17 protein-coding genes are annotated in these 17,850 nt (G+C 65.8%); 13 read left to right on the plus strand and 4 right to left on the minus strand.

Going from position 1 to position 17,850, the window contains the following annotated elements:
• Positions 1-71: 71 nt before the first annotated feature.
• The gene (pdxY, locus tag OHZ10_RS05815; protein ID WP_041492785.1) at positions 72-932 is read right to left on the minus strand and encodes a pyridoxal kinase PdxY; all 861 of its coding nucleotides are present in this window, start codon (positions 930-932) and stop codon (positions 72-74) included.
• Positions 933-1,105: 173 nt separating this feature from the next.
• Between pdxY and OHZ10_RS05820 the strand changes: the two genes are divergently transcribed.
• Positions 1,106-2,167 carry an alpha/beta fold hydrolase gene (locus tag OHZ10_RS05820; RefSeq protein ID WP_174992008.1) on the plus strand — a complete coding sequence of 354 codons (1,062 nt, stop codon included), beginning with the start codon at positions 1,106-1,108 and terminating at the stop codon, positions 2,165-2,167.
• Between the two features lie 36 nt (positions 2,168-2,203).
• Here OHZ10_RS05820 and OHZ10_RS05825 read toward each other — a convergent pair whose 3' ends face one another.
• Entirely contained in the window at positions 2,204-3,202 is a 999-nt protein-coding gene (locus OHZ10_RS05825; protein WP_342703909.1) for an LLM class flavin-dependent oxidoreductase, read from the minus strand.
• A 641-nt stretch (positions 3,203-3,843) separates the two neighbouring features.
• Here OHZ10_RS05825 and hpnI point away from each other — a divergent pair.
• From hpnI to OHZ10_RS05850, 5 genes are all read left to right on the plus strand, one after another.
• On the plus strand, positions 3,844-5,019 hold the full coding sequence (gene hpnI / locus OHZ10_RS05830) for a bacteriohopanetetrol glucosamine biosynthesis glycosyltransferase HpnI (RefSeq protein WP_059235302.1): 1,176 nt from the start codon (positions 3,844-3,846) through the stop codon (positions 5,017-5,019).
• Between the two features lie 134 nt (positions 5,020-5,153).
• Entirely contained in the window at positions 5,154-6,596 is a 1,443-nt protein-coding gene (hpnJ, locus tag OHZ10_RS05835; protein ID WP_338083541.1) for a hopanoid biosynthesis associated radical SAM protein HpnJ, read from the plus strand.
• A 3-nt stretch (positions 6,597-6,599) separates the two neighbouring features.
• Complete coding sequence (hpnK, locus tag OHZ10_RS05840) at positions 6,600-7,484, plus strand: hopanoid biosynthesis-associated protein HpnK (RefSeq protein ID WP_059235298.1); 885 nt, start codon at positions 6,600-6,602, stop codon at positions 7,482-7,484.
• Complete coding sequence (locus tag OHZ10_RS05845) at positions 7,481-8,530, plus strand: HpnL family protein (protein ID WP_342703912.1); 1,050 nt, start codon at positions 7,481-7,483, stop codon at positions 8,528-8,530. The genes hpnK and OHZ10_RS05845 overlap by 4 nt, the downstream gene beginning before the upstream one ends.
• A gap of 87 nt (positions 8,531-8,617) precedes the next feature.
• Positions 8,618-9,175: a hypothetical protein gene (locus OHZ10_RS05850; RefSeq protein WP_059235294.1), complete on the plus strand. Its 558-nt coding sequence runs from the start codon at positions 8,618-8,620 to the stop codon at positions 9,173-9,175.
• Between the two features lie 3 nt (positions 9,176-9,178).
• Here the strand turns inward: OHZ10_RS05850 and OHZ10_RS05855 are convergent, their stop codons facing one another.
• A complete protein-coding gene (locus tag OHZ10_RS05855; RefSeq protein ID WP_342703914.1) occupies positions 9,179-9,475 on the minus strand; it encodes a BrnA antitoxin family protein in 297 nt (98 codons plus the stop codon).
• Complete coding sequence (locus tag OHZ10_RS05860; RefSeq protein ID WP_342703916.1) at positions 9,459-9,755, minus strand: BrnT family toxin; 297 nt, start codon at positions 9,753-9,755, stop codon at positions 9,459-9,461. Before OHZ10_RS05860 ends, OHZ10_RS05855 begins: the two co-directional genes overlap by 17 nt.
• 398 nt (positions 9,756-10,153) lie before the next feature.
• On the opposite strand from OHZ10_RS05860, the gene OHZ10_RS05865 reads away from it, so the two are divergent.
• The 7 genes from OHZ10_RS05865 to astA all read left to right on the plus strand — a co-directional run bounded on the left by OHZ10_RS05865 (position 10,154) and on the right by astA (position 17,848).
• On the plus strand, positions 10,154-10,843 hold the full coding sequence (locus OHZ10_RS05865) for an ABC transporter permease (protein WP_059235291.1): 690 nt from the start codon (positions 10,154-10,156) through the stop codon (positions 10,841-10,843).
• A complete protein-coding gene (locus OHZ10_RS05870; RefSeq protein WP_059235289.1) occupies positions 10,840-11,553 on the plus strand; it encodes an ABC transporter permease in 714 nt (237 codons plus the stop codon). Before OHZ10_RS05865 ends, OHZ10_RS05870 begins: the two co-directional genes overlap by 4 nt.
• Before the next feature lie 20 nt (positions 11,554-11,573).
• The gene (locus tag OHZ10_RS05875) at positions 11,574-12,368 is read left to right on the plus strand and encodes an ABC transporter ATP-binding protein (RefSeq protein ID WP_059235287.1); all 795 of its coding nucleotides are present in this window, start codon (positions 11,574-11,576) and stop codon (positions 12,366-12,368) included.
• A 22-nt stretch (positions 12,369-12,390) separates the two neighbouring features.
• Positions 12,391-13,431, plus strand: a complete 1,041-nt coding sequence (locus tag OHZ10_RS05880; protein WP_059235285.1) for a GlxA family transcriptional regulator — start codon at positions 12,391-12,393, stop codon at positions 13,429-13,431.
• Positions 13,432-14,504: 1,073 nt separating this feature from the next.
• Positions 14,505-15,737 (plus strand): aspartate aminotransferase family protein, encoded by a 1,233-nt coding sequence (locus OHZ10_RS05885; protein ID WP_043182068.1) that lies wholly within the window; start codon positions 14,505-14,507, stop codon positions 15,735-15,737.
• 30 nt (positions 15,738-15,767) lie between these two features.
• Positions 15,768-16,820, plus strand: a complete 1,053-nt coding sequence (gene aruF / locus OHZ10_RS05890) for an arginine/ornithine succinyltransferase subunit alpha (protein WP_059235281.1) — start codon at positions 15,768-15,770, stop codon at positions 16,818-16,820.
• Positions 16,817-17,848, plus strand: coding sequence for an arginine N-succinyltransferase (gene astA, locus OHZ10_RS05895; protein ID WP_059235279.1), 1,032 nt, complete (start codon positions 16,817-16,819; stop codon positions 17,846-17,848). The genes aruF and astA overlap by 4 nt, the downstream gene beginning before the upstream one ends.
• Positions 17,849-17,850 lie beyond the last annotated feature (2 nt).

Genomic DNA, 17,850 nt, shown 5'->3' on the forward strand with positions numbered 1-17,850 from the left:
CAGCAGGGGGAAGCAGGAAAGCGGCGCGGCGCGAGCGGTACGCCGGCGAAGCGGAGGGCGGTGCCGGTGCGTCAGGCGTCGGTCACCCACGCGCCGAACCATTCGCTCGGGCGTGCGATCTCGTCCTGCGCGGCGACGAGTTCGAGTTCGTAGCGGCGTGCATCGTAGGTGGCCTTCACGACCGCATGCACGGCCGCGAGCGTGTGTTCGAATGCGGCGCGCACGGAGTCGCCGCGTAGCCGGCACGCGACGAAGATCGCGCTGGTCAGGTCGCCGACGCCGACGGGATGGCGCGGAAACGCATACAGCGGACGCTGGCCGATCCACGCTTCGGTTTCGGTGACGGCGAGCATGTTGAAACGGTCGGCCGGACTGTTGCGGTCGTGCAGGTGCTTGACGAGGATGATCTGCGGGCCGCGGCGGATCAGTGCGCGGCAGGCTTCGACGGCTTCGGCGACGGTTTCGATGCGCCGTCCGGCGAGTTTCTGCAGCTCGGTGTGGTTCGGCGACATGCCGTCCGCGAGTGCCGGCATTTCCTGGACCATGAACTCCTCGACGCCGGGCTCGGGCCGGATACCGCCCGTCTGGCCCATCGCCGGATCGCAGAAGTACCACGCATTGGGGTTCATCGCCTTCACCGAGCGGACGATCTCGACGGCCGCGCGCGCTTGCGGCGGCGAGCCGAGGAAGCCTGACAGCACGGCGTCGCAGCGCTTGAGCGCGCCGATCGCGGCGATGCCGTCGACGAGCTGTTCCATCTTCGCGGCATCGATCGCGCTACCGGCCCAGTGGCCGTACTGCATGTGATTCGACAACTGGACGGTGTTGAGCGGCCAGACGTTGATGCCGAGGCGCTGCATCGGGAACACGGCCGCACTGTTGCCGGCATGGCCGTAGATGACGTGCGACTGAATGCTGAGGACGTTTTTCATGGGAATTCGCCTGCACGCGTTTCAGGGTCACGTCACACGATACCCGAGTTCGTCATACGCGCGAAAGTCGCGCGGCCCCGGAGTGTTGCGCGCCGTCGTCACGCGACCGCGTAGAATCCCGGGGCGCGGGGCAGCCCGGCTGCCCGCGTGCATCTCCAATCACAGTGATCGCCATGCTTTCGATTTGCAAGATGTTGTCTGTCGCGCGCGCCGCCGTGCTCGGCGCGGGTATCGCTGCTGCGTGCGCCATGCCTGTTGCGGGCGTCGAAGCGGCGCCCGCCGCCAATGACGGTCCCGTGTACGGCCCGCGCCTGGAAGGGTTCGCCTATCCGGCGCCCGTGCACGCGTACGCGTTCGTGTCGCAGCGCGAAACCCTCGAGATGGCGTTTCTCGACGTGCAGCCGGCGCACCCGAACGGCCGCACCGTCGTGCTGCTGCACGGAAAGAACTTCTGCGCGGCGACCTGGGAGGACACGATCGGCGTGCTGAGCCGTGCCGGCTATCGCGTGATCGCGCCGGACCAGATCGGCTTCTGCAAGTCGTCGAAGCCCGAGCGCTATCAATACACGTTCCAGCAACTCGCGCGCAACACGCACGCGCTGCTTGAATCGATCGGCGTGAGATCGGCGACGATCGTCGGCCATTCGACCGGCGGGATGCTCGCGATCCGTTACGCGCTGATGTATCCGAAGTCGACCGACCAGCTCGTGCTCGTGAACCCGATCGGCCTCGAGGACTGGAAGGCGCTTGGCGTGCCGCCGCTGTCGGTCGACTACTGGTACGCGCGCGAACAGAAGACCACGGCCGACGGCATCCGCCGCTACGAGCAGGGTACGTACTACGCGGGCAAGTGGTCGCCGTCGTACGAGCGCTGGGTGCAGATGCTCGCCGGGATGTATCGCGGCGCCGGTCGCGATGCGGTCGCATGGAACTCGGCGCTGATCTACGACATGATCCTCACGCAGCCGGTGGTCTATGAACTCGGCGCGATCCGCGTGCCGACGCTGCTGATGATCGGCGACAAGGATACGACCGCGATCGGCAAGGACGTTGCGCCGCCCGACGTGCACGCGAAGCTCGGTCATTATCCGGAGCTCGCGAAGCGCACGCAGGCCGCGATTCCCGGCGCGCAGCTCGTCGAATTCCCGGCGCTCGGCCATGCGCCACAGATCCAGGATCCGGACGCGTTCCACAAGGCGCTGCTCGACGGGCTGGAGGCCGTGCACCCGCAGTGATGCGGGGCAGGCCGCCGGCGGCGCGCGGCCGTGCCGTCAGCGCGCCTCGTTCGCGAGTTCGTCGCGGATCTGCGCGGCCAGTTCGAACGAACGCAGCCGCGCGGCGTGATCGTAGATCTGCGCGGTGATGATCAGCTCGTCGGCACCCGTTTGCGCGATGCGGTCGCGCAGCTTGTCGCGCACCGTGTCGCGCGAACCGACTGCCGCGAACGACAGCGAATGCGCGACGGTCGCGAGTTCGAGTTCATTGGCCTCGAGCACGTCGACGGGCGGCGGCAGCTTGCCCGGCGTGCCGCGCCGCAGGTTGATGAACTGCTGCTGCAGCGACGTGAACAGGCGCCGTGCCTCGTCGTCGGTCTCGGCCGCGAACACGTTGACGCCGACCATCGCATGCGGCTTCGGCCATGCGGCCGACGGCCGGTACTGCGCGCGATAGATCTCGAGTGCGCGCATCAGGTAGTCCGGCGCGAAGTGCGACGCGAATGCGAACGGCAGCCCGAGCATCGCGGCAAGCTGCGCACTGAACAAACTCGAACCGAGCAGCCACACGGGGACGTCGAGCCCCGCGCCGGGCACCGCGCGCACGCGCTGGCCGGGCACCGGCTCCGCGAAGTAGCGCTGCAGTTCCGCGACGTCATCCGGAAACGAATCGGCGCTGCCGATCAGGTCGCGGCGCAGCGCGCGCGACGTGGTCTGGTCGGTGCCGGGCGCGCGGCCGAGGCCGAGGTCGATGCGCCCCGGGTACAGCGATGCCAGCGTGCCGAACTGCTCGGCGATCACGAGCGGTGCGTGGTTCGGCAGCATGATGCCGCCCGAGCCCACGCGGATCGTCTGCGTCGCGCCCGCGACATGGCCGATCACGACGGCGGTGGCCGCGCTCGCGATGCCCGGCATGTTGTGATGCTCGGCCAGCCAGTAGCGCTGGTAGCCCCAGCGCTCCGCGTGCTGCGCGAGATCGACGGAATTGCGGAACGCCTGGGAGGCGTCGACGCCCGCCGGAATGGGGGCGAGATCGAGTACGGAAAACGGTGTCATCGGGTGGCCTTCGAAACGGGGGAGCGCGGTGATGCGCTGACGCAACAAATGCCAAGGATTTTGCCAAAGGGTTCCGGAACGTGCTGGCGACGCGCCGATACCCATGCGCCTTACAGGGGTGCAGGGTCGAATACCTTGATTGTTGCAAAAATCAATTCAATCGCGGATTAATTACTAATCTTTACGGCGATTGGCCGTGAATCCGCATCGACGTACAAATTTGCACGAAACGTTTGATTTTCAAGACTGCAATACGCCTGCAAAGTGCTTACGCTAATGTGAACGTGGCTGTGCCGATAAGGTTCGTCGACCACTCAGCTTTGCCGGAACTGCACCAGTCCGTTTCTCGTAGTGCCGAGCGCGGGGTGCCGCAGACTGCTAAAATCCGGCGCCTGCCCATGTTGTGCCGATGGTAGCCATTCGAGTCTTCCCGCATCCCGACCGGGTAGTGCGCGGAGAGATGCCACGCGAAGCCGGGCATGGCCGTACCCGAAGAACGGGTCGTGCTTCCCCCAAATTACAGACGCTGCTGGAACAAGGAGTCGGGTCGTGCCCGCGTTCGTCGTTGTCGGAATACCGCATCACGCTCAATCAAGCTCAAGCGTTCTCCATGGCGTTCAGGTCGCCGGGAGGCGTTGCGCATGACGCCAACCGCAACGTTGCTCGACTGGCTCCTGATCGTGTTCACGCTGGCCGCGGCCGGCTATGCGCTCGTCGCCGCGTTCGCGCCGCGGCCGCGTACGCCGCGTACCGCCGCGCGCGACGGTTTCGAGCCGGTCAGCGTGCTCAAGCCGCTGTGCGGCGCGGAGCCGCACCTGTACGAAAACCTCGCGACGTTCTGCGAGCAGCGCCATCCGCGCCATGAGGTGCTGTTCGGCGTCGCGTCGTCGGCCGATCCGGCTATCGCGGTCGTCGAGCGGCTGCGCGCCGATTATCCCGAGTGCGACATCACGCTCGTGGTCGACGCGCGCGTGCACGGCAAGAACCTGAAGGTCAGCAACCTGATCAATCTCGCCGAGCGCGCGAAGTACGGCCGCATCGTGATCGCGGACAGCGACATCGCGGTGCAGCCCGACTATCTGGAGCGCGTGACGGCGCCCCTCGCCGATGCGTCGGTCGGGGTCGTCACGTGCCTGTATCATGCGCGCAGCGTCGGCGGGTTCTGGACGCGGATCGGCGCGCAGTTCGTCGATGCGTGGTTCGCGCCGTCGGTGCGGATCACGCACCTCGGCCGCTCGAGCCGCTTCGGCTTCGGCGCGACGCTCGCGCTGACGCGCGACACGCTCGAGCGGATCGGCGGCTTTTTCGCGCTGAAGGATGAGCTGGCCGACGATTTCTGGCTGGCCGAGCTGCCGCGCCGCCTCGGGCGGCGCACCGTGCTGTCGGAAGTCGAGGTCGCGACCGACGTGATCGAACCGTCGTTCGGGCCGCTGTGGCACCGCGAGACGCGCTGGCTGCGCACGATCCGTTCGCTGAATCCGGCCGGCTTCGCGTTCCTGTTCATTACGTTCACGGTGCCGTGGCTCGCGATCGGCGCGGCGCTCGCGCTGCGTCTGGATGGCACCTTCGCCGGCACGCTGGCGGGCGGGGCGGCTGCGGTCGGCGCATTCGGGCGGCTCGTGCTGCATGCGCGCGGCGAGGACGGCTGGCGTGCATTCTGGCGCGACCTGCCGCTCGTCGCGGTGCGCGACACGCTGCTCGCGCTCGAGTGGCTCGCGGCCGCGTTCGGTACGCACGTCGTGTGGCGCGGCGCAAGGATGACGGTCGTCGGCGGCGAACGCGCGACGGCGGCAGTGGAAGCAGTGGACGGCCGCTAGGGCCGTCGCTCGAACCCGGCCCGAGGGCCGAGACGCGTTGCGCGGCGAAACCGCGCGGCGCGACATGACAGAGAGGCGGGCGCCGGTACGGCGGCCCGCGGTTTTTTGACTGAATCGTTGTGACGAATCGAACTATGCAGGCTACCGGAGCATTCATGAAAACGCTGTTCTTGCAGGCCCCTTCGTATGACGGCTTCGACGGCGGAGCCGGCTCGCGCTATCAGGCGAAGCGCGAAATCCGTTCCTTCTGGTATCCGACGTGGCTCGCGCAGCCGGCCGCGCTCGTGCCGGGCAGCCGCGTCGTCGATGCGCCGGCCGACGGCCTGTCGGTCGAGGAAACGCTGAAGATCGCCAACGACTACGACCTCGTGATCATCCACACGAGCACGCCGTCGTTCCCGACCGACGCGATGTTCGCGCAGGATCTCAAGAAGATGAAGCCGTCGATGCTGGTCGGCATGGTGGGCGCGAAGGTGATGGTCGATCCGCACAACTCGCTCACGGCGAGCGAGGCAATCGACTTCGTGTGCCGCGAGGAATTCGACTACACCTGCAAGGAAATCGCCGAAGGCACGCCGTTCCCGCAGATCAAGGGCTTGAGCTGGCGCGCGAAGGACGGCTCTATCGAGCACAACGAAGCGCGTCCGATCCTCGAGAACATGGACGAACTGCCGTTCGTCGCGCCCGTCTACAAGCGCGACCTGAAGATCGACAACTACTTCATCGGCTACCTGAACTATCCGTACGTATCGATCTACACGGGCCGCGGCTGCAAGTCGCGCTGCACGTTCTGCCTGTGGCCGCAGACGGTCAGCGGCCATCGCTACCGCACGCGCTCGGTCGAGAACGTGCTCGCGGAAGCGAAGTGGATCCGCGACAACATGCCGGAAGTGAAGGAACTGATGTTCGACGACGACACCTTCACCGACGACCTGCCGCGCGCCGAAGCGATCGCCATCGGCCTGGGCAAGCTCGGCATGACGTGGTCGTGCAACGCGAAGGCGAACGTGCCGTACAAGTCGCTGAAGATCATGAAGGAAAACGGCCTGCGCCTGCTGCTGGTCGGCTTCGAATCCGGCGACGACCAGATTCTCGTGAACATCAAGAAGGGCGTGCGCACCGATTTCGCGCGCCGCTTCAGCGCGGACTGCAAGAAGCTCGGCATCAAGATCCACGGCACCTTCATCCTCGGCCTGCCGGGCGAGACGCAGGAGACCATCAAGAAGACGATCGAGTACGCGAAGGAAATCAATCCGCACACGATCCAGGTGTCGCTCGCCGCGCCGTATCCGGGCACGACGCTCTACAAGCAGGCCGTCGAGAACGGCTGGATGGAAGAGAACAAGACCATCAACCTGGTCAGCAAGGAAGGCGTGCAACTGGCGGCGATCGGCTATGCGCACCTGTCGCGCGACGAGATCTATCACCATCTCGAGCAGTTCTATCGCCAGTTCTACTTCCGTCCGTCGAAGATCTGGGAAATCGTCCGCGAGATGCTGACGAGCTGGGACATGATGAAGCGCCGTCTGCGCGAAGGCGTCGAATTCTTCCGCTTCCTGCGCGCGCACGAGGCCTGATTCGTGACGACGCAGCGGGCGGCGCGGGCGCTGATCTTCACCGCGGACGACTTCGGGCTGCACCCGCGCGTCAACGCGGCGGTCGAGCGCGCGCATCGCGACGGCGTGCTGAACGCCGCGAGCCTGATGGTCGGCGCGCCCGCCGCGCAGGATGCGATCGAACGCGCGCGGCGGCTGCCGTCGCTCGCGGTCGGCCTGCATCTGGTGCTCGCGGACGGGCCCGCCACGCTGCCCGCGCATGAAATTCCCGCGCTCGTCGGCGCCGACGGGCGGTTCGGCGACGCGATGGCGAAGGACGGCTGTCGCTTCTTCTTCCTGCCGCAGGTTCGCGCGCAACTGCGCCGCGAGATCCGTGCGCAGTTCGACGCGTTCGCGGCGAGCGGCCTGCCGCTCGACCACGTGAACGCGCACAAGCATTTCCACCTGCATCCGACCGTGCTGTCGATGATCATCGAGATCGGCCGCGACTACGGGCTGCGCGCGGTGCGGTTGCCTTACGAGACGAGCGCCCCCGCGCTGCTCAAGCCGTGGATCGCGCTCGTGCGTGCGCGGCTCGACCGCGCGGGGCTCGCGCACAACGACTACGTGGTCGGGATCGAGCACACGGGCGCGATGGACGAGGCCGTGCTGCTCGATGCGCTCGCGACGCTGCCGCCGGGTGTCGGCGAGATCTACTGCCATCCGGCCGAGGCCGGCGACGGCCCGATCACGCCGACGATGGCGGCCTACCGTCCGGTCGACGAACTCGATGCGTTGCTGTCGCCGCGTGTCGCGGCCGCGCTGCAGGCGGCGGGCGTCGCGACCGGCGGCTTTGCCGACGTGTTCGGTCAGCCCGCGGCACGGCGCGGCACGCCCGCGTCGCGCGCACCGGGAGCGCAGCCGTCGTGAGCAAGTTGATCAAATGGCTCGGCTGGCCGATCGGCATTGGCATCCTGCTCGCGCTGGGGTTGCACGAGGGCGTCGGCGACGTGTCGCAGATGCTCGCGCGCGCCGGTTATGCGCTGCTGTGGCTCGTGCCGTTCCATGGGCTGCCGTTGCTGCTCGATGCGTACGCGTGGCACCTGCTGCTCGACCGGCGCAGTTCGCTGCCGTTCCTGTGGTGGATCGCGACCGTGCGCGAGGCCGTGAACCGGCTGCTGCCCGTGGTCGGGATCGGCGGCGAGATCGTCGGCATCCGGCTCGCGCGCTGGCAGGTGCCCGACGCGAGCCGCGTCACCGCGTCGGTGATCGTCGAGGTACTCGTGACGATCGTCGTCCAGTATGCGTTCGCGGCGCTCGGCCTCGTGCTGCTGCTTGCCTCGACGGACAACATGGGCGGCGGCACGATCGGCCTCGCGCTGCTGCTGACGCTGCCGTTGCCGGTGCTCGGCGTCGTGCTGATGCGGCGCGGCGGCATCTTCCACGCGATCGAGCGTTTCGCGGGCCGCCTGCTCGGCGATTCGCACCGGCTGCTGCAGGGCGTCGACGGCCGCCGGCTCGACGCCGACATCGATTCGCTGATGTCGCGTACGGGCCTGCTGTTCAGCGCATTCTTCTGGCAGCTGGCCGGTTACGTGCTCGGCGCGCTCGAAATCTACTGGGCGCTGTCGCTGCTCGGCCATCCGGTGTCGATCGGCGGCGCGATCGCGATCGAGGCGATGACGCAGGCCGTGCGGCATGCGGCGTTCATGGTGCCGGGCGGGCTCGGCGTGCAGGAGGCGACCGTCGTGCTGCTCGCGCAGATGTTCGGCGTCGACCGCGAGACGGCGCTGTCGCTCGCGCTGGTCAAGCGCGGCCGCGAGGTGCTGTTCGGCTGCCTGGCGCTCGGCTCGTGGCAGCTGGCCGAGCTCGTGCGCACGCGCCGCCGCCTCGGCGCGCCGCCGGCCGTGCCGCGTGCGCCGCACCCGGCGAACCGTGTGCACGACGCTGAAACGGAAACCGAAACGACGCATTGAACGAGAGACGGGCCGCGCGCCCGTCTCGCGCTTTTGGCGCTGCGCGGGTATCCTTGCCGCGTGTTTTCTCCACGCGCATTTCTTCCGATGACTTTTCGTTTCCGGCTGCTTCCCGTGACGATGCTGGCCGCCGCGCTGGCGCTGACCGGCTGCGACGACAAGCAAGGCAATCTCGACGTGCAACGCATCAGGGACTTCTTCACCGCGATCAAGCCCGCGCCGCTGCTGCTCAAGGGGCTGAAGGCCGGCGAATCGACCGAGGCCGACGTGCGCGGCACGATGGGCAAGCCCGAGACCGTGCGCGAGTTCACCGACGGCTCGAAGCGCTACGAATATCCGCGCGGCCCGATGGGCAACCAGACCTGGTTCGTCGATCTCGATGCGAACGGGCGCTACACGGGCGCGACGCAGGTGCTGACCGCCGAGAATTTCGCGAAAGTGCGCCCGGGGATGAACGAGGACGAGGTGCGGCGCCTGCTCGGCAAGCCCGGCGACATCGCGCAGTATCCGTTGAAGCCGGAGACGGTCTGGAGCTGGCGCTGGCTCGAGGACGGCGTCAACACCGACGCGTTCTTCAACGTCCATTTCGGCCCGGACGGGCTTGTCTATACGACTTCGCGCTCTGACATCCTCAAGGGGCGCTGACGTTCACGCGCGGCGCTTCTTCAGCCATTCGCGCAGCGCGTCGTTCATGCGCGTCTGCCAGCCCGGGCCCTCTGCCCGAAACGCGGCGAGGATATCGGCGTCGTAGCGGATGCTGACCTGTTCCTTCGGGTGTTCGAGTTTCGGACGCCCGAATTTTTTCGCGACGACTTCGACGAATGGCTCCATCGCATCCATTTCTTCGTCGCTGAGTGCATGAGCATCCGGATCGGCGGCGATGCCGCGCGCGATCGCCGCTTCTTCCCCGGGCGTGTTGCATATGAATTTAACCGCCTTCTTCATATCGACTCATCTCTCGGTTGTTGGCTTTTCGCAGGCTGACGACACGTAGTGTGCGGCCGCGCGGGACGACGATCGCCGCGTGGAGGCGAGCGCCGATCGGCACCAGGCAGATCCACCGCGTCTCGCCGCAATCGCGGCGGGTGTCCGGCCACACGCACGCTGCTTCCCACTCGGCGAGTTCCGCCATTCGCAACGATTTGCCGTGTTTCAGCCGGTTCGACAGATCCTTGGCATCGTCGAAAACGAACGGAATTTCGACTAATTGTGGATGCGAAAACATCAGATGCCAAGAGGTTTTCGTAGATGCAGAAATGGAGCCCTGTCGCGGGTGGCATCGACTACGCGCGCATCGTGTCGCGGGGATGAGCGAGCGATTGTGTGGCGTGGGCCCGGATGTGCCTGTTCGGCCCGATGGCCAGTCCGGCGCTATATCGAAAAAGCGACCGGAAAATTGCAAAAAGTCTGCTTCCCTGCGTGTCATCTGACTGTCAGGGAGCGGCTTTTTTCCTTTTGAAACAGCGGAGTAGGTTGCGGTTGTAAATGATGGGACGGATTGCTGCGATGCAGCAACCGCACGCAAGGTGATTTGAGGCAATCCATTTCGCTTGCGACTATCCGCGTCAGCCCGGCGCGGGACACGCATACGCGTCGGCATTCATTCCAACTCTGGAGACGCGCGTGTTCCTTTACGGCTTTGGTCCTGTCCTCTGGGCCGGCACCGTGCAGACCATCGAGCTGTCGGTGCTGTCGCTCGCCACTGCGGTGGCGCTGGGGCTGATCGGCGCGGTGGCGAAGCTGTCGCACAACCGGGTGCTGCGAGCGATCGCGACCGGTTATACGACGCTGATCCGCTCGGTGCCCGATCTTGTGCTGATGCTGCTGCTGTTCTACAGCATCCAGATCTGGCTGAACCAGTTCACCGACCTCGTCGGCTGGGACCAGATCGACATCGACCCGTTCGTGGCCGGCGTGCTGACGCTCGGCTTCATCTACGGCGCGTACTTCACCGAGACCTTCCGCGGCGCGTTCCTGTCGGTGCCGCGCGGCCAGCTCGAGGCCGGCGCGGCTTACGGGATGAGCGGCGCGCGCGTGTTCGTGCGGATCATGTTCCCGCAGATGATGCGCTTCGCGCTGCCGGGGATCGGCAACAACTGGCAGGTGCTCGTGAAGGCGACCGCGCTGGTGTCGATCATCGGTCTTGCGGACGTCGTGAAGGCCGCGCAGGACGCCGGCAAGAGCACGTTCAACATGTTCTTCTTCATCCTCGTCGCGGCGCTGATCTACCTCGCGATCACGACCGTTTCCAACCTCGTGCTGATCCAGCTCGAGAAGCGTTATTCCATGGGCGTGCGGCACGCAGAACTATGATCGAGATCCTCCAGGAATTCGGCAAGGCGTTCCTTTTCTGGGACGGCCAGCGCCTCTCCGGCCTCGCGGTGACGCTGTGGCTGCTCGTTGCGTCGATCTCGCTCGGCTTCGTGTGCGCGGTGCCGCTCGCGGTTGCGCGCGTGTCGAAGAAGAAGTGGGTGTCGATGCCCGTGCGGTTCTACACGTACGTGTTTCGCGGCACGCCGCTCTACGTGCAGCTGCTGCTGATGTACACGGGCATGTACAGCCTCGAGTTCGTGCGTTCGCACTCGCTGCTCGACGCGTTCTTCCGCAGCGGTTTCAACTGCGCGATTCTCGCGTTCGCGTTGAACACCTGCGCGTACACGACCGAGATCTTTGCCGGCGCGATCCGTGCGATTCCGCACGGCGAGGTCGAGGCGGCGCGTGCGTACGGGATGTCGCCGTTCACGATGTACTGCCGCGTGATCCTGCCGTCGGCGCTGCGCCGTGCGCTGCCGCTCTACAGCAACGAGGTGATCCTGATGCTGCACGCGACGACCGTGGCGTTCACGGCGACCGTGCCGGACATCCTGAAGGTCGCGCGTGATGCGAATTCCGCGACCTACATGGCGTTCCAGTCGTTCGGAATCGCCGCGCTGATCTATCTTGCGGTATCTTTCGCACTCGTCGCGGCGTTTCGCCGCGCGGAGCGCCACTGGCTCGCGTATCTCGCGGCCGCCCGTCATTGATTCACTTCGAGGAGAGCCAGTTGGCCGAGATCACTCAAACGAGCGCTGCCACCAAGCTTGCGGCGCTCGACATCCACAAGCGCTACGGTGACAACGAGGTGCTCAAGGGCGTGTCGCTGAACGCGAAGGCCGGCGACGTCATCAGCATCATCGGTGCGAGCGGCTCGGGCAAGAGCACGTTCCTGCGCTGCATCAATTTCCTCGAGCGACCGAATGCGGGGCAGATCGTCGTCGACGGCGAGGCCGTGCGCACGAAGGCCGACCGCGCCGGCGCGCTCGAAGTCGCCGATCACAAGCAGTTGCAGCGGATCCGCACGAAGCTCGCGATGGTGTTCCAGCACTTCAATCTGTGGGCGCACATGAACGTGCTCGAGAACGTGATGGAAGCGCCCGTGCACGTGCTCGGCATTTCGAAGAAGGAAGCCGAGGACCGTGCGCGCGAGTACCTGGAGAAGGTCGGCTTGCCGCCTCGCGTCGAGAAGCAGTATCCGTCGCACCTGTCCGGCGGCCAGCAGCAGCGCGTGGCGATTGCGCGTGCGCTCGCGATGCATCCGGACGTGATGCTGTTCGACGAGCCGACGTCGGCGCTCGACCCGGAGCTGGTGGGCGAAGTGCTGAAGGTGATGCAGAAGCTGGCCGAGGAAGGCCGCACGATGATCGTCGTCACGCACGAGATGGGTTTCGCGCGCAACGTATCGAACCACGTGATGTTCCTGCATCAGGGGCGGACCGAGGAAGAGGGTGATCCGAAGGAGGTGCTGGTGCGCCCGCAGAGCGAGCGGCTCAAGCAGTTCCTGTCGGGCAGTCTCAAGTAACGCGACAGGGCAGGTTTCAGCCGTGGTACCGGTGTCTCGTCCCGCAGGCGCCACCCGCACGACGCAGGTGGCGATCGTTGCATTGCCGCCCGTGTCGATGTCGGGCGTGGGTCCGATCGTCGATGCGTTGAATCTGGCGAACGAGATCGACGGGCGGTTGTTGTACCGCTGGCAGGTGTGTTCGTGGGACGGGCGGCCCGTGCCGCTCGCGGGCGGTGCGCAGTGGCATGCCGATGCGGCGTTCAACGATGCGATCGCGTGCGACTGGCTGATCGTCGTGACGGAGCGGTTCCAGCAGTTTGCCGATTACCGGTTGTTTCTCGCGAGTCTCGCGCGGGTCGGGCAGCGGACGCCGGTCGTGACCGGGATTCACCACGGCGTGTGGTGGCTTGCGATGGCCGGGCAGCTTTCCGGGTATCGCGTGAGCGTGAACTGGGAGACGTATCAGCAGTTCGCCGAGCAGTTCGAGCGGTCGATCGTCACGCAGCAGATCTTCGAGATCGATCGCGATCGGGCGACCTGTGCCGGTGGGCAGGCTACCGTCGATTTCATGTTGGCCATGATTGGCCGGGAACATGGGGCGGACCTCGCGGAGCGGATTGCCGATGCACTCGGGGTCGGGACTTTGCGGAGTGGTGAGGAACGGCAGCGGATTCCTTTTGTGACTGCGCCGGGCGAGCGGCATCCTCGGTTGAACGATGCGTTGCAGTTGATGGAAGCCAATGTCGAGGATCCGCTGACTACCGATGAAATCGCCGAGTTGGTTGGCGTGTCACGCCGGCAGCTGGAGCGGCTCTTTCGACAGTATCTCGGGGCGATGCCCTCCAAGTATTACCTCAATCTTCGATTGCTCAAGGCTCGTACCCAGTTGCAGCGGACCAGCAAGTCGGTCGTGCAGGTTAGCCTCGCCTGTGGGTTTTCTTCTGCTGCGCACTTTTCTAATGCGTACCGCGAAAGGTTTGGGGTCACGCCTCGGGAGGATCGGCGAGCGTGGCTCGAGAAGCAGACTGGCGGGGGGAGTGAGCCTCGCGGGGGCGCGTTGGTCGAGCGCGGGAAGGATTGATCAAGGTTTCTGCGGGGCGCTGGTGTTTTCGCGAAGCACCTGTGATCGTGTCGGTCTATTTGCGTCGCCCCTGCGCGGGGCGGCGGTTACTTTTCTTTGTCTTGCCAAAGAAAAGTAACCAAAAGAAAGGCGCTCGGAGAACGCATGACTTCCCGGTGCCGCAGTCCACGGAGTGGACCCCGCCTAAGTGTCCGCGCCAGTCAGGATGCCGGAGTGGTTCGAGCAATGGTTCCGACACCACTCACCCCCCAACAGACCGGTATACCTCCCGCTCGCTCCATCCTCGCTTCGCTCGGCTGCAAGATACTTCAGGTCGGGCGGTTGAGCTTGGTGCTCTCCTGTTTGGACGTGTCGCCTGCCGGGCATTTCCTCCATTCACATCATTCGTGTGACCACGTCGTTTGCGGATCGATAATTGCTCGATGGTGTGTTGGCTGCCCGATATTTATTGGCAGGGCAGCAGACCTCGTACCTATTGAAAACGGTGGTCCGTCCATGTGTGGGCGTTCGTTGATCGACGACGATTTTTGAGGGGGTGTACCTGTCGGCCGAGCGAAGCGAGGATGGAGCGAGCGGGAGGTATACCGGTCTGTTGGGTACTGGTGGGTGTCGGAACCATTGCTCGAACCACTCCGGGTTCCTGGCTGGCGCGGACACTTAGGCGGGGTCCACTCCGTGGACTGCGGCACCGGGAAGTCATGCGTTCTCCGAGCGCCTTTCTTTTGGTTACTTTTCTTTGGCAAGACAAAGAAAAGTAACCGCCGCCCCGCGCAGGGGCGACGCAAATAGACCGACACGATCACAGGTGCTTCACGAAACCGCCGGCGAGCCGCCCCAAAAGCCTCCATTCACGAAACCGCCGGCGAGCCGCCCCAAAAGCCTCCATTCACGAAACCGCCGGCGAGCCGCCCCAAAAGCCTCAAAATACCGACACCCAGCAACGAACCCACCCGCCCGAGAGGGCAAAACCAAAACCTTCCGATAGAACCCGTCGCAAATCCGCAAGACGCTTGCGTCACCCTTACCTAAACTTGATCCTGTTGAACCCTCTTACGAAACCGAAAGGAACGACCATGACGACCTCGACCGTGAACCGCCAGACATTCGACGAAGTGATGGTGCCGGTATTTTCACCCGCCCCGTTCGTGCCGGATCGCGCAGAGGGCTCCCGCGTGTGGGACACGGCCGGCCGCGAGTACATCGATTTCGCGTGCGGCATCGCAGTAACGTCGCTCGGCCACGGCCACCCGGAACTGCTGAAAGTCCTGGACGAACAAAGCCGCAAGCTCTGGCACATCGGCAACGGCTACACGAACGAGCCGGTGCTGCGCCTCGCGAAGCGCCTCGAATCGCTGACCTTCGCCGACCGCGCATTCTTCGCGAACTCCGGCGCGGAAGCGAACGAAGCCGCCCTGAAACTCGCACGCCGCGTCGCGTTCGACCGCCACGGCGCCGACAAGGCAGAAATCATCTCGTTCGTGCAGTCGTTCCACGGCCGCACGTTCTTCACGGTCAGCGTCGGCGGCCAGCCGAAATACTCGGAAGGCTTCGGCCCCGTGCCGGCCGGCATCAAGCACCTGCCGTACAACGACATCGAAGCGGCGAAAGCCGCGATCGGCCCGCAAACCTGTGCCGTGATCGTCGAACCCGTGCAAGGCGAAGGCGGCGTGATCCCGGCCGATCCGGCCTTCCTGAAGGCGCTGCGCGAAGCGTGCGACGCACACGGCGCACTGCTGATTTTCGACGAAGTGCAAACGGGCGTCGGCCGCACGGGCCAGTTCTACGCGTACATGGACACGGGCGTCACGCCGGACATCCTGACGACCGCGAAAGCACTCGGCAACGGCTTCCCGATCGGCGCAATGCTGACGACCAACGAACTCGCCGCCCACTTCAAGGTCGGCGTGCACGGCACGACGTACGGCGGCAACCCGCTCGCATCGGCCATCGCGGACAAGGTCGTCGAACTGATCGGCGATCCGGCACTGCTCGAAGGCGTGCGCGAACGCAGCGTGCGCCTGAAGGGCGCGCTCGAACGCATCAACGCACGCTTCGGCATCTTCAAGGACGTGCGCGGCAAGGGCCTGCTGGTCGGCGCCGAACTCACCGCCGCATTCGACGGCCGTGCGAAGGACTTCGTCACCGCCGCCGCCGAGAACGGCCTGATCATGCTGATCGCCGGCCCGAACGTGCTGCGCTTCGTCCCGTCGCTGGTGATCCCGTTCGACCTGCTCGACGAAGGCATGAAGCGCTTCGAGAAGGCAGTCGAACAAGTGCTCGCCGCACAGGAAGCCACCGCGCGCTGATCGGCGCCCCCATCGCAGACAGGAACGACGATGCTATTTGTTCGCCCCGGCAAACTCACGGATCTCGATGCGCTCGCGCACATGGCGCGCACCGCGCAGCCGGTCCTGCACTCGCTGCCGCACGACCGCGCGGCGCTCGAAGCGCGCGTGGCGCTCTCCGAAGATTCGTTTCGCGCGGACGTCGACTTCGCCGGCGAGGAGTTCTACCTCTTCGTGCTCGAGGATTCGTCGACGGGCAAGCTGCTCGGCACGGCGAGCATCGTGGCCGCGGCCGGCTACTCGGAACCGTTCTACGCGTTCCGTAACGACGCGCTGATCCACGCGTCGCGCGAACTGCACGTGAACCGCAAGATCCACGCGCTCACGATGTCGCACGAGCTGACTGGCAAGAGCCGGCTCGCGGGCTTCTACGTCGATCCGTCGCTGCGCGGCGACGCGGCCGCGCACCTGATCTCGCGCGCCCGGATGATGTACATCGCCGCGAACCGACGCCGCTTCACGCCCGAAGTGTTCACGCTGCTGCTCGGCGTGAGCGACGGCAACGGCGCATCGCCGTTCTGGGAAGCGGTGGGGCGCAAGTTCTTCGGCCGCAACTTCACCGACGTCGACATCGCATCGGGCGGCCGCAGCCGCACGTTCATCGCGGAAGTGATGCCGGCCTATCCGCTCTACGTGCCGCTCCTGCCGGAAGCCGCGCAGCGCGTGCTCGGCGAGCCGAACGAAACGGCCTTGCTCGCATACGACATCCATCTCGAGGAAGGCTTCGAGCCCGACCGCTTCGTCGACATCTTCGACGCGGGCCCGGTGCTGACCGCGCAGGTCGACCGCACCGCATGCGTGAAGCAGGCGTCGGAGCGTATCGTGCGCGAGGCCGCGCACCAGCAGGGCGACGTCGCCTACATGGTGTCGACGGGCAGCGGCGAATCGTTCCGCTGCGTGCTGGCCGACCTGCCGGGCGACACGGCCGACGCGCCGCTGGCCGGCGACGTGCGCGCGGCGCTCGATGTGAAGGATGGCGATGTCGTGCGCTGCGTGCCGCTGCACCGCCGCGACGATGAAGATTTGACGGGAGACGCAGCATGATCGTCGTTCGGGTCGTACAAACGGGCGATGTCGACGCGCTCGTGTCGCTCGCGAAGGAAACCGGGCCGGGCCTGACCACGTTCAAGCCCGACCGCGACGCGCTCGCCGCGCGCATCGAGCGCTCGCGCCGTACGCTCGACGGGCAGGCGGCGCCGGGCGAAGCCGGCTACTTCTTCGTGATGGAAGAATCGAAGACGGGCGACATCGCGGGCGTGTGCGGGATCGAAACGCAGGTCGGCCTCGAACAGCCGTTCTACAACTATCGCGTGAGCACGGTCGTGCACGCGAGCCAGGAACTCGGCGTGTGGACGCGGATGTCCGCGCTGAACATCTCGCACGACCTCACGGGCTACGCGGAAGTGTGTTCGCTGTTCCTGAGCCCGCGCTATCGCACGGGCGGCGTCGGCGGCTTGCTGTCGCGCTCGCGCTTCATGTTCATCGCTCAGTTCCGCGAGCGCTTTCCGGAACGCATCTGCGCGGAACTGCGCGGCCACTTCGACGAGGACGGCACGTCGCCGTTCTGGCGCGCAGTCGGTTCGCACTTCTACCAGATCGATTTCAACGCGGCCGATTACCTCAGCTCGCACGGCCGCAAGTCGTTCCTCGCGGAACTGATGCCGCGCTACCCGGTGTATGTCGACCTGCTGCCGCAGGACGCGCAGGACGCGGTCGGCCTCACGCACCGCGACACGCTGCCGGCCCGCAAGATGCTCGAAGCGGAAGGGCTGCGCTACCAGAATCACGTCGACATCTTCGACGCGGGCCCCGTGCTCGAATGCCATGTCAACGATCTGCGCACGGTGCGCGAGAGCGTCGTCGTGCCGGTCGCGATCGGCGTGCCGGACGCACGTGAAGATGGGCCGAAGTCGCTCGTGTCGAACACGTCGCTCGGCGATTTCCGCGTCGGCGTCGCGCCGGGCGTGGTCGCGAACGGCGCGTTCGTGCTGTCGGCCGACGATGCCGTCGCGCTCGACGTGAAGGCCGGCGATCCGGTCCGCGTACTGCCGCTCAAAGTCAAACAGGGATAAAC

Source organism: Burkholderia arboris (assembly GCF_038723655.1).
Taxonomy (GTDB): Bacteria; Pseudomonadota; Gammaproteobacteria; order Burkholderiales; family Burkholderiaceae; genus Burkholderia; species Burkholderia arboris.

Coding starts and splice junctions, on each gene's coding strand:
- hpnI (WP_059235302.1), top strand. CDS start 3,844: ATGACGCCAACCGCAACGTTGCTCGACTGGCTCCTGATCGTGTTCACG.
- OHZ10_RS05885 (WP_043182068.1), top strand. CDS start 14,505: ATGACGACCTCGACCGTGAACCGCCAGACATTCGACGAAGTGATGGTG.
- OHZ10_RS05870 (WP_059235289.1), top strand. CDS start 10,840: ATGATCGAGATCCTCCAGGAATTCGGCAAGGCGTTCCTTTTCTGGGAC.
- astA (WP_059235279.1), top strand. CDS start 16,817: ATGATCGTCGTTCGGGTCGTACAAACGGGCGATGTCGACGCGCTCGTG.
- OHZ10_RS05825 (WP_342703909.1), bottom strand. CDS start 3,202: ATGACACCGTTTTCCGTACTCGATCTCGCCCCCATTCCGGCGGGCGTC.
- OHZ10_RS05855 (WP_342703914.1), bottom strand. CDS start 9,475: ATGAAGAAGGCGGTTAAATTCATATGCAACACGCCCGGGGAAGAAGCG.
- OHZ10_RS05860 (WP_342703916.1), bottom strand. CDS start 9,755: ATGTTTTCGCATCCACAATTAGTCGAAATTCCGTTCGTTTTCGACGAT.
- pdxY (WP_041492785.1), bottom strand. CDS start 932: ATGAAAAACGTCCTCAGCATTCAGTCGCACGTCATCTACGGCCATGCC.
- OHZ10_RS05820 (WP_174992008.1), top strand. CDS start 1,106: ATGCTTTCGATTTGCAAGATGTTGTCTGTCGCGCGCGCCGCCGTGCTC.
- hpnJ (WP_338083541.1), top strand. CDS start 5,154: ATGCAGGCTACCGGAGCATTCATGAAAACGCTGTTCTTGCAGGCCCCT.
- aruF (WP_059235281.1), top strand. CDS start 15,768: ATGCTATTTGTTCGCCCCGGCAAACTCACGGATCTCGATGCGCTCGCG.
- OHZ10_RS05850 (WP_059235294.1), top strand. CDS start 8,618: ATGACTTTTCGTTTCCGGCTGCTTCCCGTGACGATGCTGGCCGCCGCG.